Source organism: Aureispira sp. CCB-QB1, from assembly GCF_000724545.1.
Classification (GTDB): Bacteria; Bacteroidota; Bacteroidia; order Chitinophagales; family Saprospiraceae; genus Aureispira.
Genome location: NZ_JHBV01000008.1, coordinates 133997 through 147634, shown reverse-complemented (window position 1 = coordinate 147634; position 13638 = coordinate 133997). Strand labels below are relative to the sequence as shown.

The 13638-nt window shown below is 33.8% G+C and carries 18 protein-coding genes; 3 read left to right on the top strand and 15 right to left on the bottom strand.

Features of this window, described 5'->3' with window-relative positions:
- Positions 1–197 precede the first annotated feature (197 nt).
- The 3 genes from CG11_RS03700 to CG11_RS03690 all read right to left on the bottom strand — a co-directional run bounded on the left by CG11_RS03700 (position 198) and on the right by CG11_RS03690 (position 3153).
- The gene (locus CG11_RS03700; protein WP_052593264.1) at positions 198–1088 is read right to left on the bottom strand and encodes a T9SS type A sorting domain-containing protein; all 891 of its coding nucleotides are present in this window, start codon (positions 1086–1088) and stop codon (positions 198–200) included.
- Positions 1089–1256: 168 nt separating this feature from the next.
- Positions 1257–2141, bottom strand: coding sequence for a T9SS type A sorting domain-containing protein (locus CG11_RS03695; RefSeq protein WP_052593262.1), 885 nt, complete (start codon positions 2139–2141; stop codon positions 1257–1259).
- Between the two features lie 406 nt (positions 2142–2547).
- Positions 2548–3153 (bottom strand): hypothetical protein, encoded by a 606-nt coding sequence (locus tag CG11_RS03690; protein WP_052593260.1) that lies wholly within the window; start codon positions 3151–3153, stop codon positions 2548–2550.
- Positions 3154–3291: 138 nt separating this feature from the next.
- On the opposite strand from CG11_RS03690, the gene CG11_RS03685 reads away from it, so the two are divergent.
- From CG11_RS03685 to CG11_RS03675, 3 genes are all read left to right on the top strand, one after another.
- Positions 3292–4740 (top strand): RNase adapter RapZ, encoded by a 1449-nt coding sequence (locus CG11_RS03685; protein WP_052593258.1) that lies wholly within the window; start codon positions 3292–3294, stop codon positions 4738–4740.
- A gap of 725 nt (positions 4741–5465) precedes the next feature.
- On the top strand, positions 5466–6050 hold the full coding sequence (locus CG11_RS03680; protein WP_052593256.1) for a hypothetical protein: 585 nt from the start codon (positions 5466–5468) through the stop codon (positions 6048–6050).
- Positions 6051–6125: 75 nt separating this feature from the next.
- Positions 6126–6614, top strand: coding sequence for a hypothetical protein (locus CG11_RS03675; protein WP_052593254.1), 489 nt, complete (start codon positions 6126–6128; stop codon positions 6612–6614).
- A gap of 310 nt (positions 6615–6924) precedes the next feature.
- On the opposite strand, the gene CG11_RS03670 is transcribed toward CG11_RS03675, so the two are convergent.
- The 12 genes from CG11_RS03670 to CG11_RS03625 all read right to left on the bottom strand — a co-directional run bounded on the left by CG11_RS03670 (position 6925) and on the right by CG11_RS03625 (position 13590).
- Entirely contained in the window at positions 6925–7395 is a 471-nt protein-coding gene (locus CG11_RS03670; protein WP_052593252.1) for a hypothetical protein, read from the bottom strand.
- Between the two features lie 192 nt (positions 7396–7587).
- Complete coding sequence (locus tag CG11_RS03665; protein ID WP_052593250.1) at positions 7588–8007, bottom strand: hypothetical protein; 420 nt, start codon at positions 8005–8007, stop codon at positions 7588–7590.
- 203 nt (positions 8008–8210) lie between these two features.
- Positions 8211–8363, bottom strand: a complete 153-nt coding sequence (locus tag CG11_RS30090; protein WP_156039646.1) for a hypothetical protein — start codon at positions 8361–8363, stop codon at positions 8211–8213.
- Positions 8360–8641 carry a hypothetical protein gene (locus tag CG11_RS03660; protein ID WP_052593248.1) on the bottom strand — a complete coding sequence of 94 codons (282 nt, stop codon included), beginning with the start codon at positions 8639–8641 and terminating at the stop codon, positions 8360–8362. The genes CG11_RS30090 and CG11_RS03660 overlap by 4 nt, the downstream gene beginning before the upstream one ends.
- 13 nt (positions 8642–8654) lie before the next feature.
- Positions 8655–9215, bottom strand: coding sequence for a hypothetical protein (locus CG11_RS03655; protein ID WP_052593247.1), 561 nt, complete (start codon positions 9213–9215; stop codon positions 8655–8657).
- A 2-nt stretch (positions 9216–9217) separates the two neighbouring features.
- Entirely contained in the window at positions 9218–9832 is a 615-nt protein-coding gene (locus tag CG11_RS03650; protein WP_052593244.1) for a hypothetical protein, read from the bottom strand.
- An 11-nt stretch (positions 9833–9843) separates the two neighbouring features.
- Positions 9844–10545, bottom strand: coding sequence for a hypothetical protein (locus tag CG11_RS03645; protein WP_052593242.1), 702 nt, complete (start codon positions 10543–10545; stop codon positions 9844–9846).
- Between the two features lie 5 nt (positions 10546–10550).
- A complete protein-coding gene (locus CG11_RS30085; RefSeq protein WP_156039645.1) occupies positions 10551–10727 on the bottom strand; it encodes a hypothetical protein in 177 nt (58 codons plus the stop codon).
- Positions 10720–10992, bottom strand: a complete 273-nt coding sequence (locus tag CG11_RS03640) for a hypothetical protein (RefSeq protein WP_052593239.1) — start codon at positions 10990–10992, stop codon at positions 10720–10722. Before CG11_RS03640 ends, CG11_RS30085 begins: the two co-directional genes overlap by 8 nt.
- The gene (locus CG11_RS03635) at positions 10985–11875 is read right to left on the bottom strand and encodes a hypothetical protein (protein ID WP_052593237.1); all 891 of its coding nucleotides are present in this window, start codon (positions 11873–11875) and stop codon (positions 10985–10987) included. Before CG11_RS03635 ends, CG11_RS03640 begins: the two co-directional genes overlap by 8 nt.
- Before the next feature lie 3 nt (positions 11876–11878).
- Positions 11879–12778 carry a hypothetical protein gene (locus CG11_RS03630; protein WP_052593235.1) on the bottom strand — a complete coding sequence of 300 codons (900 nt, stop codon included), beginning with the start codon at positions 12776–12778 and terminating at the stop codon, positions 11879–11881.
- An 80-nt stretch (positions 12779–12858) separates the two neighbouring features.
- Positions 12859–13590 (bottom strand): hypothetical protein, encoded by a 732-nt coding sequence (locus CG11_RS03625; RefSeq protein WP_052593233.1) that lies wholly within the window; start codon positions 13588–13590, stop codon positions 12859–12861.
- Positions 13591–13638: the final 48 nt, after the last annotated feature.

Genomic DNA, 13638 nt, shown 5'->3' with positions numbered 1-13638 from the left:
GAAAGGAAATTTGCACACGAGTAAACCTAATCGTATCCTAAAATATTAAGTCAATTCAATAGCCCATTTTTATTGACTCAATATTTTTTCTTAATATAAAAAAATCCAAAGAAAGGAAGTGTGTATTGGGAGAGTTTAATTTCAGAAATAGAAGGGACTTAGAGCTTTGGTAATTCATAGCACTAAGCCACTTTTTTCTATTGTTTAAGCACCTTAATAGTTTTGTTGCCTTTTTCGGTTTCAATTTGAATAAAATACCAGCCTGGTAGTCCTTGTATGTTTAAGTCAAGGCGGTTTTGGTTAGTATAAGTATTAGTTTGTAAAAGCTGCCCAATCGGATTAGAAATAGTAACTTTAATGGAAGAAAAAGTTGTTCCTAAATCTATCGTCAAGGCATTTTTCATTGGATTAGGATAAAAATGAGCTTGTATCTTGTTTTTTCCTAAAGCTTCAGTAGTACCTAAATAAAAGCAGTTGGTGCTAAAATATGCGTTGGGGTCAATATTAGTCCAATTAGAAGTAGAATAAGTAGAATCATCTACTTCTATACATTGTAATAAAGGGTTTCCATTTACAAGGAAATTAGTCATAGAAGTGTTGTTTCCATTTCTTATATCCAAAGCAACTAAAGAACTATCTGATCTACAATCCAATTCTGTCAAATTGACATTATTGGATAAATCTAGATGAGTGATGTTCGTTCTTTGGCAAGTTAAACTTACTAAATTGATATTATTGGATAAATCTAAAGAAGATATAGGATTATTAGAACAACGCAAATGCGTAAGCATGACATTCGCACTAACATTTAAAGAAGTAATAGGAACATCTTCACAATATAAAAATGGAAGAGATGTAAATTCTTCTAAGCCTGTTAAATCTGTAATTGCTAATCCTGCTATATTAATAGTTCCTGTATAGTTTTGAGCCTCCGATACTTGTATTTCAAAATCTTGATTTGAATTTACAGGAGAACTCAATAAATAATTCTTAAAAGTTTGATCAGGAATATGAACGTTCTGTGCTTTTAAAACAGAAGCTTGAATACATAAAATAAACGCCGCAAGGAAGGAAAAGTACTGTTTCATATAATTGGATGATTTTAATGGGAGATGCCCCACTATGATTGAATAATGGATATAAAGATATGTTATTTTTTTTAATCTCCAATATCTGCGGGGCATACAGTTGTTAAGCATTTTTAATTTTTACATTACATAGATGTTAGTTTGTGTTTTTTAGTTGTGCTAAAAGGATTACCCTTGCTTGAGTACCTTGATAGTTTGGTTGCCTTTTTCGGTTTCAATTTGAATAAAATACCAGCCTGGTAGCCCTTGTATGTTTAAGTCTAAGGAAGCAATATTTTTGTAATTCTCAGAGCTTACAATTTGTCCAATAGTATTAAGAACCGTAATCTTGGCAGATAAAATAGTCTCTCCCATGTCTACAGTTAATGTCTTAGTAGTTGGGTTGGGATATGCTCGAAATGAAGGTAGTTGACCTACAGTATTAATGCCCGTAAAACAGCTTGTACTAAAAACAACTCCAGCGTCTATATTCGTCCAGTTGGCTGTTGAATAAGCAACACTATCCACTTCAATACAAGTCAGAGCAGGATTATCATTAGCAAGGAAGCTGGTGATTGCTGTATTGTTACCATTTTTAATATTAATTCTCGTTAATAAACTATCTTGCCTGCAATCTACTTCTACTAAATTGACATTATTAGACAGGTCTAGTTCTGTTATTTTTAAGACGTAGCATTTTAAATTTGTTAAATTCACATTGTTAGAGAGGTCTAAAGAAGTTAAGTCGTTATTGCCGCAATGCAACTCTGTCAACATGACATTAGCGCTTACATCTAAGGATGTTATGTTTGTTACTTCACAGTATAACCTAGTTAATTTTGTAAATTCTTCTAAGCCTGTTAAATCGGAAATTGCAAGACCGTTAATGTTAATTAACCCTGTAAAATTTTGAGCTTCTGATATTTGTATTTCAAAATCTTGATTAGTGTCTACTCCTCCAGTAATCAGATAATTCTTAAAAGTCTGATCAGGAATATGAACGTTCTGTGCTTTTAAAACAGAAGCTTGAACACATAAAATAAACCCCGCAAGGAAGGAAAAGTACTGTTTCATATAATTGGATGATTTTAATGGGAGATGCCCCACTATGATTGAATAATGGGGTAAATATATTCATTTTTCGCATTAATAGTAGTGGTTCGTTGCTTTTTACTATTTCACTCAAAAGACAAAGTTGTTATTATGATATTTCTTTATGCTTTTAGCCGATTTCAACAGGTCCACATAGTTGCACACTCTCATCATATTGAGGTACATTCTACCATAATTTTTATTGGCAAAAGAGATGTCTTTCGCAATACCCACTTTGATACCATTTTTCGTGTTTTTGATTTGCAAGCAAAAGTATAATAATCTGTAAATGTTATATCAGCAGACTTCTCGTGTACCTCCTCATTGCTTGAACCAGAAACAACCGTATACTTTGTTCCATGATAGAAATATTTATAAAATTAGTATTTCATAATGTATAGTAGAGTTGCTGTGCCTTAGCGTAAGAGTATGGTAGACCTGCTGTTTGAAAAGGTAAGATCTGTTTGAATTGATTTTTAGTAACTAGATGCCCGCGACCTGCCCCAAATTCTGTTGGAGTATTTTTTAGAATTTTATTCCCTCGTTTTTGCTTTGCGATCAAACGTTCCAAAGATTCTATTGCTTCGATATAAATAGCGTAAATAAGCTCTGTTTCCCCCTCTTCAAATGCATAAAAATTCCCATGAAAAGTAAGGTTTCTGATTCTCCCTGCATAGTTGAATAATAATTCAATAGAGACACGCAATGCCTTATTTTTTTTTAATAATTGTATCCAGTATTGCTTGTTGTTTGCCCTTTGATTCAACAAAGTAAGCACCATCTTTCGAAGTTGATCTTCATTACATGGAATCCATGCCTTGGTAATGTAACTTTTTGCTTCTTTGTATTTTGCTCCGTTCAACCGCAAAACGGTTAATGCAATATACTTCATATATGTTTCAAAAAATCGGTGCATTTGATCTATCTCCCTAGAAGTTTTGGGCATTCCTATTTGATCTGCTATATAGCGGTTAATGTGTACTTTGGTGTGCATGTCGGTGCATTTTTATTAGATTATAAGATTAATAATTTGTACAGCATCTTATAAGTGTGTTGTAATGCTTCGTTTTTTAAGAACAATTGCTAAGTTTGTAAACTGACTTAACTATTTTAACCATAAAAAAACATTAGATTGGATACTAAGTTACAACAGCAAATTAGTGCCTTATTTGAATCTTGGGCAAAAGAACCTATTCAAAGTATGCAAATACTTCCACAATCAGGATCAGACAGGCAATATTTTAGATTAAAAGGGGCTCAAAAAACAGCTTTAGCCGCTTTTAATGCTAATTTTGGGGAGAACAAAACCTTTGTTGATTATACAAAACACTTCTTAGAAATGGGAATTCGGGTACCTCAACTGTATGCCCCAAATTTAGAAAATAATATCTATCTATTGCAAGACTTGGGAGATCAAACGTTGTTGCAACATCTAGAGATAGAGCGAAAAGATGGAATTCCTTCCGATAGCACTATAAGCTATTATAAGAAAGCATTGTCAGCTTTAGCAAAAATGCAAATCAAGGGAATTCAAAATTTACCTGTTGAAGTATATCATACTCCTGTTTCTTTTAACGAACAGGCTATGTTGTGGGATTTGAACTATTTTAAATACTGTTTTTTAAAAACAACAAAAATAGAATTTGATGAATATGCACTAGAACAAGACTTTCAACGTTTGACAAATCATCTAGCGCAAGAATCCCAAGCTTTTTTTATGTTTAGAGATTTCCAAGCTAGGAATATAATGCTACACGATCAAACGGTCTATTTTATAGATTACCAAGGAGGAAAAAAGGGACCATTGCAATATGATGTTGTCTCTCTTTTGTTCCAAGCAAAAGCTAATTTACCAAATAAACTACGCCAAGAGCTATTGGATTATTACATCCAAGAAGCATCAAAGTTAACAAGCATTGATACTCAAAAATTCAAAGGCAATTTTTACCTTTTTGCCTTATTAAGAACATTGCAAGTCTTGGGGGCTTATGGTTTTAAAGGGTTATATCAACAAAAAGAACATTTCATAGCAAGCATCCCATTTGCTTTAGCCAACTTGGATTGGCTAATAGAAAACATTCGTTTCCCTATTGATTTATCTTACATCAAAGAGGTCTCTAAACAGTTGGTTACCCAACATTCGTTAAGACTAATAATTGCAAAACAAAAAGCAGAACAGTTAACTGTTCAAGTAAAAAGTTTTTCATACAAAAGAGGTATCCCAAAAGACGATTCGGGCAATGGTGGCGGATTTGTTTTTGATTGTCGATTTATCCATAACCCTGGTCGCTATCAGCCATACAAAAAATTAACAGGCAGAGATCAAGCCGTTATCGATTTTTTTGAAAAAGAGAGTACTATTCATGACTTTATTGAGCAAGTCAAAGGGATTATAGATGAAGCAGTAGAAAATTATATAAAACGAGGATTTGCTAATCTTTGCATTAATTTTGGGTGTACAGGCGGGCAACATCGTTCCGTTTTTTCTGCAGATAGTATAGCCAAACATCTGAAAGAGAAATACCCTATAAAAGTAGTTCTCCACCACCGAGAGCAAGAACTCAAAAACTGGCAAAATTAATACATCTGTGACGTTATAAATATTAAAAAATTGAAAAAGTCCTAACATAAAAATGTTAGGACCAATTAAATTCCCTACTGTTATACTATCATGATTTTTTGTATAAAATCAGCCCCTTTTTGTTTCAAGTATATAACCTAGTATCATTGGATACTGCATTTAATGCAAATACGTCCTAGATATCCAATGTACAAATATTAGGGCATTACTATTCGGAACAACAGCCATCGATTTAGCCTTGTTCAACATTTTCGAGCTTAACTAGTAAAATCCTTTTTTTCTAAAATAGAAGCATTTAAAAGCAAACTATAAATTGTTTAAGCAGATGCATTCGGTCATAAGCATCCTCTTTCATTTTCTCAAAACCGTTAAACAAAAGCCAGATTTCTCAGAATTTAATTGAACAGAAATTAGCCAGCCTAAATAAAAACCATGCTCCTTTTTCTAAAGAATGGGCAGAGGTACTAAAAAACAGTGCTTCTCTCAAAGAAGTAATTAAATTACTTATAGAACAAGATTTTGCCGTTGAAAAATTATTTCAATATTTTTTAGGAGGAAATAGCAAAGAAGGAAAACAGCAAAAGATTTATTTTGTAGGTCAGCACATTCTAGACAACAATGAATTTTTTCTAAACGAAAATGAGACACATTGTTCCGCTATTCATAAAAAAAAGCAAGGCACTGATTTAAAACAGCCATTTTACCACCTTGATTTATTTATTTCTTTGGCAGGAGAACGCCGTTTAGTTGTTGGAGAACCTGTTATTGGGTTACCTGACGAGGTATTGGGGTACATTGATTTGGAAACGCTTGGGCTTATCCACCACCAAGTTCATAGAATGCGACATTATATCAATCGAGCCATTGAAGATTTAAGTTCATCAAACTTCGAGATTCACCGCATTCCCATGCCACTAACATATTACAACTACTTGGATGGGAAAGGAAACCTAAAGTTTGCATGGTTTTGGGCTGCCTATAATAATTGTTTGGTTGAAATTGATCGTGAAGGGAATAAGAATGTTTGGATTCCATCTTTTTCTAAAAACATCTATCCTCGTAGTAATCCAAGTATTGTCTTTCCTTCCGAATGGCAAAAAGCATGGAAAGATTATTACAAGGACGAAATGATATCAAGAAACAGCCTTAAATACGCAGAATGGTCAGAGTTGCAACCTCACCAAGAGCAAGTTGAAAAAACATGGAAATATTTAGGTTTTTACGTCGAATTTATACAAGGCAACTTTAATTGGTATATCCAGTACTCTGGTTCTTTAAAATGTTTCTCTAATTGTATAAAAAGGATTTAGAAACCAAAAAATAACGTGGCGGACACCGAAAAGCCCCAATAGAGTAGGTATTAACCATTAAAATATTTTAAATCTATGAAATTTAACGAAATCAAATGCACGAACACAACATTAACCATAATTCCTACAATTGGCGAAAACGTAACACACAATCTATCCAATGGTCTGAGCATAGAAGTCACTACTACAGGTGACTGGGATGTGATTGTTAACTCAAATCCAGATGTTAGCAAATACAAACATAATTCAAAAATTCCTTTTGGAAAAGCAGGTAATTTAGGGGAATTGAAGTTTGGGAAAATCAATTCAGTTATAGATTTTGGGATACAAACATTGAGAACGAGCTCAGTTGAAGATGACCATGCTCTGGCTGTAAAACCTGTTTTTTATATGCTTGTTATTGGCGAAGATGAAACTCTTGGAGGAACAATAGGAACAGATGACATGAGAAATGGTAAGGCAAATGTAAACGTTTTTTCTTTGGAAGGAGCAAAAGATATTTATTTAAAAATGACAACCTCAGGAAACGATTATTTTCTTGAAGTAGGGTATCAGCCCAATTAGTACAAATTGTTTTTTTTAGAATACCTATGACCTGATTGTGGTAATACGTCACAATTAGGTCATTATTTATTTATCAATAATTCATTATTGACTGCTTTAACTTCCTAATTATTAGAATACGCTTTTTTTATAACAACCTTAATGTCAAATAATTGCAAGTGACCACCCCTGTGAAGAATACGAAGGCGTTATAGTAATAAAAAAGGTGCTTTTTCCATCTGAAATGTTGATTTTATCTAACTTTGGTAATTTTTGCCTATAATTTATATTATGTTTTTTGATGTGTTTTAAGCCTTTTAAAAAGGGGAGGTTAACCTTCGCTTCTTCTCCACTTCTTCATAACATCTTCAAGAAAAGCCGTATTATTTTTATAAGATATTTCTACTTCTAATGATCTTATGTATCTTGCTCCTGGGGAATGAAAACGTTTCATTTTGACATTTTCAATATTTCTATTATTATCAAAAGCTCTATCAACTTTTTTCAGAGAGTGAAAAGTTTTTGTTCCAAAATCAATTTTGACTTTGTTCTTATTAATCTTTACAGATTCTAAAGAAACGCCCCTATTCATAAAGTAATCTTTGTACACTTTCTCATAATTAACACCGCCATTACTAGAACAAGAACCAGGAGAGGGAAAAGAATCTGAATAGCGGCCATTATTACAAGGTATCATTTCTTTAGTACCTCTATCGTGCATCTTACCAATACCAGGCTTTTTTTTTCTATTCAACAAAGCAAGTCCTCCAAACAACAAACCTATTTTTAAAAGATCAGACATAATTAATTTATTAGTTTTGAATTGTACGCTAATTTTTGGAGTATTATTTTAAGTATCTGCCTTAATGGTATCTTAAAGGCATTTTATTTTTTTCTGCAGAAGTGAGATCCAAGGAAATTGAAAAGCTTTAGAAACGTACACTATTTTTAATGTTACAAATTAATTAGGTTCGTTACTAGTTTGTAACCCACCCTAATCGCCTAAATTACCACTTGTGTTTTTATCCTTTCCTCCCAATCCGCCAGAGCCGTCACCGCCACTTTTTTCCTTCCCTTTTTCAACAAATCCGAAAATCAAGAACAGAACAGCTAATGCAAGAAAACCTATTGTAAAAACACTTCCTATTAATGATGCACCTAATGTCAAAGAAAATATTGTCGCCATCAGAGATACCAAAGAACAAAGAGTACTCAAGAAAAAAAGCAAAGTGCTAGTTTTCATTTTCTTATTTTGCATCCTTTCTCTTTGAATCCTCTTCTTTTTTATTCTCCTCGAACTCGCTTTCTTTTTAGTATGTTTTTCGACTGGTGGAGCATATACAACACTATAAGCTAATGAACAAGGAGCATACCCAATAAAAGCTAATAATCCAATTATCAATAATCTTATCATAATAACTTATTTAAGTGGGACGGATAAACAAAAGAAGCGCAAAAGGATTATAAGTGGGTTGTCAAACAAAAATACCGAACAAGAAGTTATGTATTCCACTTATAATCCTTTTGCGCTATTACAATTAAGGATTTCTTGTTCTCATATAATTATTTTTTGCTTGACAACTACAAGTATACATCTATTTTTTTAATAAAAAAAATTCAAGTATCTTTTTTTATTAAATCTGCTGCAATCGGTATACGGTCATTATTAGGAGTATGTGCTACTTTCTTGCTGTTTTTATGCCATCTGATACCCAACAGGACAACTAAAATTAATAGGTTAATGATGATGTATTTTTTTAATCTTTTCATGTCTTACGATTATTTATCAAACGTTCAATCCTATCGTTAAGTCGATTAAAATTTTTGTCAATATAAATCATGGATTTTGCATTTAATCGACGCTCTATTTGGATTAGGTGTTTTGTAGTTTCTCCCTTAATTTCATTAATGACTGTTTCTGTTAAGTATTCGCTTCTTATACTCTTTGTACTTAGTTTTACAACAACCAAAACATAAAGACAATAAAGCAAAGTTGTTGCACAAAATCCTATAACAAAATCTAGGACAATTTCCTCTAAAGGGTTCATTCTTTCCTTATTTTTATAACAATTGGTAAGCTGTTTCAAATCGAGGATCTGTCAAGATGTCTCTACCATTTTCAAACTTAGCAATCGCTTGTGACAGCTTTTTAAGCGTGGGTTTATCTGCTTGGAGAACTTGATTCTCACCATAACCAGTTGCACCAACTAAAAACGCTGTGTAATGGGGTGCGCCTAAATCCCAATACTGAATAATTTTTTTAGGCGTGTTGCGCCCTTGATTAATGTAATTTATTAAGAGCTTTATCATCGCTCTAGCTCCTAAGGGGAAAGAAGTAAATTGTTCAAATGTGCCGTCTGTATTTTGAGAAACAGGTATTTTCCCTTGCCAAGGAGAATTGCCTATTTTTAAATTACCAGGGTTGTTATTACGCATCCCTCTAGGATTGTTTGTTCCTAAAAATGATTCGTTAATACTCCCTTCGGGGGCTCCTGGGACAATCCCCCCTGTTGGTGGTTGCGGGCCTGGTGTATTTGTATTGGCTTTTGATTGATTAGGAAGTACTAACAGAGCCAAAACACCCAATCCAACTAAAGCCGCTTTTTTATTCTTAGAATCCATAATTATAAATTTTCAATCCAAGGCGCACGACCGCCAGTTTGTCGAATGCCTCCATGATAACTACATGAACCACGCCCTTTAGAATCGGTGTACTGACCATCATAACATTGTACATTATGATTAATGTCTGGGCGGCTCTTAATACCACTAACTGCGAAATCACCACTTAACACCTTTTTTAATTTTTCAATAGTCAAAGCGTTTAATTGTGCCGTAGTAAATGGAAAATTGGGGTCGTAAGAAGATGAAACGGTTAATGTATACTTTGTTTCTATCTGCTCTATTAAATCCGCTTTTCTTTGGGCAGTATTGGCAATAATAGTTGAAGTAAGTCCCAATCCTGCATTGAGCAAAGTCATAAAAATATCAAAACCTTGTTGAGTAGTAATATCAATATTGCCTGGGCTTGTCATTCCGTTGCTCTGAGCAGCTTGTATAATATCCGACTTTTTAAACCATTTGCCATTGTATTTAATATAGCCGTATTCAGGCAATTCAGATTCTGGAACATCTCCAACACCAGGAACAAAAAACATATTCTCTGGCTCTGCTTTTGGAGTCATATAATAAATGGCAGCAGCTCCAAATATTAGGATAGCTAATGTTTCATTATTCATTGTAAGTAATTTTAAAGTGCTTTATAAAGTTTTGTTCCTCCATAACCAATAACTGCGACCGCAGCAAAAGGTAATAGTTTAGAAACCGTTTTTGTAGTGTCTTTGACACCTTGAGAAACATTTTGTGCTGATTCTGTTAAATTCAAAATTACGTTTGATAAATCGCAAACCGTGTTAGAAAAAAGATTGCCTATTTCCATTCCTTTACTTGCAAAGTATTCTACAAAATCACAATCGTAACGACAATTAGAAGTAACAGGACAAATAAACTGCCCTAAAGCAAAACAGTAATTATCTTCGTGCAACCAGGCACTTTTCCAAATACCATTGGCGGTTGTTGTGCTTTGGTAATAAGCTTCTAATGCTTCGTGCCACGCTTGCCAGTCGGCACAATTCCAAACATAAATACTATGATATAGATTGTAAAATGTATCATAGCTTGGGGTATCGTTCCATTTTATAGGCGTAGGAGCTGCACTCACTAGAGGTAAATCTACTCTTTGAGGTACATAAGTTACCAGGCTAAAAATTAAAGCTTCAGGAGTTGGGAATAATTCAAAAAAAACATTCCCTTGCGTATTCCAATCATCCCAAATTAATTGAGCAGCATCTTTAAAAGAATTGTTTGATCTGTACTGATTGAAATTTTGCACCCAAACTTTGCGAGCTGGAGCGTCCTTTGAATCTATGATAGTTAGTATTGGATCACTCATTTTATTTATAGATTTAGTGGTGTTGGTTTGGTTCCATCTGACATGGTGGGCCCTTCTGATGCAGGTTCTGTAACATCTGCATAAATTATCTTGCTAGGTGGTTTTTTCTGCCCCTTTTTCGTAACTGCTAAAGCAGCGAAAAACAAGGCACCACCATATAATATTTTTGTTCTCTTAGTCATGTTGTTGGACTGTTTTAATTTTTATGTTGATAGAAGTAGTTGTTGTCGGTATAGAAAATTCAATCTTTCCACTCATGGGAGCGTTTGGACTTGGATAAACATCTTCTTCGTTAATATCAAGTTCGAGCTTAGAGCCACCAAAATTGTATTGGATAACGCCATTACTTTTATTTTTAATTGCAAGGAATGTTGTATTACAATACTCAAAAGGTGTGGGATTGTTTTTTATTTGTAGACCGCTAGGCATTGCTTTTTTATTACTCATGAGCTTTATTTTGCTTGATTTGGTTGTACCGTGTTTGGACGGCAGATAAAAGCTGATTTGATTCTTCCTCAGATGCACCCGCCAACACCACAGCCATTTTATAAACTAACATTTCGGGATTGTTTACTTTAGTAGATAGCATACTTAAAGAGCTATCTAGTAGTTGTTGGTTGCGGTTATCCTCTACTGGATAACCTTCTTCTTCCTCGGCTTCTTCCTCTTCCTCGTATGGTGTGTTTTTCCTCGTTAGAAAAAAGCCTATTATGTCTTTTATTTCCCCTGGTTCAAAAGCACCGATTATTTCCCTAAAAAGACTTTTGTTGCTGTTTTGACTAGCTTCGTTTTGTTCTTTTAATCGTGCAATTTCTTGCTTATGCTTATACTCTCTAAACTTGTGTTCTCTTTCTTGACTTTGAAGTTTAAGCTCTGTTAATAAAGCATTGTTTTCTTCTCTTCTTGCTCGGCTCTCTTCGTTCATGCTATTAACCATACCAATCATAAATTGCATCATATTGTTGTTTCCTTGAGCTTGAGGTATATTTCCTATTTGGTGGGTTTTGTTGTAATTGTATGGAGCTTGGTAATATGGATTTTCAAAGTTATTCAATACGCCACTATCTCCCTTTTGCGTTCTTAATCGAACCGCAAAATATTTGACATGGGTACTATAACTCATGCAGTCCATTAGGTGTTTTAAGCTCGGCTCTAGTCCTTCTATGGATAAATTATCGCAATTAGTGGCCGCATTTTTCATAGGTTTTGAACTGATAGAGGACAGTTCATAAATAGACCAGTAGCAAGGTTTGCTTTCTAAATCGCCCATCCTGTTAGATTTCATCCAACCCTCTATTTTTTGAGCAATTATTTCAATTCTTTCTTCCATAGTCTACATGTAATAAATGGTCAATAAATAGGCTGTATTATCTTGAGTGAGTGCTTTGCTAGGTAAGGTTATTTTACACTGATTCCAGTTGAAATATTGTGCTTGTGTTGGCTCGATAGGAAAATAAGGAAAGCCAACATGGTAGAAAGCTCTCAATTCTGTTAGAGGGAAATTTTCTAATAGGTTCCTTGAGCCAATGCGCATTGTTAAAAAAGAAGCTCCTAAAGCTGCGGGGATAGCGGGAAAAGTAGAGCCTTTGGATACGTTGGTTCTTCCGTCTGTTGTTTCAAATTCAAACTCATCATATCGCAAGCCTACAATTTTATCACAGTTAGACAATGGATTCGTACCTATGGCAAAAGATTGCTCATTTGCTTTTGCATTGATTTGTATAGTTTTCTTCTTTACAGCATTGTATTTAAAATCATTGTCAAAAATGATATTCGGCTCAATGGGTTCTTGGCAGTTTGTGATATAATAGACATTAAACTCCATGTCCTTTGTGCCATCAAAAGCAATAGAAGGAGAAAATTCTATACTTGATTGTGTCCATTTGATATTGCAAGGGGGAATAAAGATTCCATAAAAATCTTGCTCGTTTGATTCGGTGACCATCAACCATAAATTATGGTTGTACAAAATATTGGTATTATTGCCGTTATCTTCTACCAAGTTTAGATAACCGCTTCTTGTTTCTGAAACATTTAAAAGAGGTCTATCATCAACCGATTTGTAAGCTAATGAAGCAATAGAAGCTTTATTGTATCTAAAGGCAATGGCAACGATTTTATCACTTTGCTGAAAAGTACCGTTAAAGATTCCCAAATTATAAGAATTAACACCATTTGCTGTTGGTAGTGTTAATAGTTTGCTGCTTAGTCCGTGTATTTTTGTTGGTTGCATAGTGATTGCTTGAAAGAGTTAAAAGAAAGACTTGAATAAGCTTACTCAAGCCTTTTTTATAATAAAAAAAAGATTAGAGTTTAATCAACACATTTAATTTCGCAATCTAAAGACTTGTAGTCCTTTGACAAACCGCTAATGTTAAATCCCATTAGTTGCAAAATTGCGTATGTTTTTTCTGTTGCAGGATTTCCACTTGCCGAAGCCGTGTCAGCCGATGGTACATCAAATTTTACCTCGTTTTTATTACTCCCATCTAAGAAAGGGAACTCAGTCATCATGAAGTATTTACCATTTTGGTAGTAGTAAAATCCTTCTATTTTTCCTTGTGGCACTCGTTTCAGCTCTCTTGCGGGAAATTCGTTAATAATATTACCGTTTCCAGATAGAAAGCTAGCTTTTGAATAATATAAAGATTCTAAAGCTTTGGCTTGGCTTACTGCTCCAGTAGCCGTATAAGTGAAAACGGTTTCAGAATTAAAATAAATAATCTGTTGATTTTCGATTGATTCATATTGCGTTCCAGAGATTAAAGGTGTTTTGACAAAACCCAAAGCAATACCAAAAGGAATAAAAACATCATTATTTACTATTGGCGTTTCGCTGTTGGAATCTCTCGCTTGATTACTCAAATCAAATTTTAGATTCAGTATTCCATTTTTGATTTCCTCGTTCTTTTGAATTAAGCGGATCTGTGTTTCATAATTATCTACATCAATGTTATACTTATTCATTAATACAGATTTCATCTTCTTTCTTGCTGCATCGTATAAATTGGGGCTGCAATTAACTTGAACTATTGTTTGTTCCATGATTTTCTATTAAAAAGGAATTGAATTAATGTTGTTAAATGTGAGCTT

What these genes read in the sequence shown, in the direction of transcription:
- CG11_RS03700 (WP_052593264.1), bottom strand. Translation starts at nt 1,088, where the DNA reads ATGAAACAGTACTTTTCCTTCCTTGCGGCGTTTATTTTATGTATTCAA.
- CG11_RS03695 (WP_052593262.1), bottom strand. Translation starts at nt 2,141, where the DNA reads ATGAAACAGTACTTTTCCTTCCTTGCGGGGTTTATTTTATGTGTTCAA.
- CG11_RS03690 (WP_052593260.1), bottom strand. Translation starts at nt 3,153, where the DNA reads ATGCACACCAAAGTACACATTAACCGCTATATAGCAGATCAAATAGGA.
- CG11_RS03675 (WP_052593254.1), top strand. Translation starts at nt 6,126, where the DNA reads ATGAAATTTAACGAAATCAAATGCACGAACACAACATTAACCATAATT.
- CG11_RS03670 (WP_052593252.1), bottom strand. Translation starts at nt 7,395, where the DNA reads ATGTCTGATCTTTTAAAAATAGGTTTGTTGTTTGGAGGACTTGCTTTG.
- CG11_RS03665 (WP_052593250.1), bottom strand. Translation starts at nt 8,007, where the DNA reads ATGATAAGATTATTGATAATTGGATTATTAGCTTTTATTGGGTATGCT.
- CG11_RS30090 (WP_156039646.1), bottom strand. Translation starts at nt 8,363, where the DNA reads ATGAAAAGATTAAAAAAATACATCATCATTAACCTATTAATTTTAGTT.
- CG11_RS03660 (WP_052593248.1), bottom strand. Translation starts at nt 8,641, where the DNA reads ATGAACCCTTTAGAGGAAATTGTCCTAGATTTTGTTATAGGATTTTGT.
- CG11_RS03655 (WP_052593247.1), bottom strand. Translation starts at nt 9,215, where the DNA reads ATGGATTCTAAGAATAAAAAAGCGGCTTTAGTTGGATTGGGTGTTTTG.
- CG11_RS03650 (WP_052593244.1), bottom strand. Translation starts at nt 9,832, where the DNA reads ATGAATAATGAAACATTAGCTATCCTAATATTTGGAGCTGCTGCCATT.
- CG11_RS03645 (WP_052593242.1), bottom strand. Translation starts at nt 10,545, where the DNA reads ATGAGTGATCCAATACTAACTATCATAGATTCAAAGGACGCTCCAGCT.
- CG11_RS30085 (WP_156039645.1), bottom strand. Translation starts at nt 10,727, where the DNA reads ATGACTAAGAGAACAAAAATATTATATGGTGGTGCCTTGTTTTTCGCT.
- CG11_RS03640 (WP_052593239.1), bottom strand. Translation starts at nt 10,992, where the DNA reads ATGAGTAATAAAAAAGCAATGCCTAGCGGTCTACAAATAAAAAACAAT.
- CG11_RS03635 (WP_052593237.1), bottom strand. Translation starts at nt 11,875, where the DNA reads ATGGAAGAAAGAATTGAAATAATTGCTCAAAAAATAGAGGGTTGGATG.
- CG11_RS03630 (WP_052593235.1), bottom strand. Translation starts at nt 12,778, where the DNA reads ATGCAACCAACAAAAATACACGGACTAAGCAGCAAACTATTAACACTA.
- CG11_RS03625 (WP_052593233.1), bottom strand. Translation starts at nt 13,590, where the DNA reads ATGGAACAAACAATAGTTCAAGTTAATTGCAGCCCCAATTTATACGAT.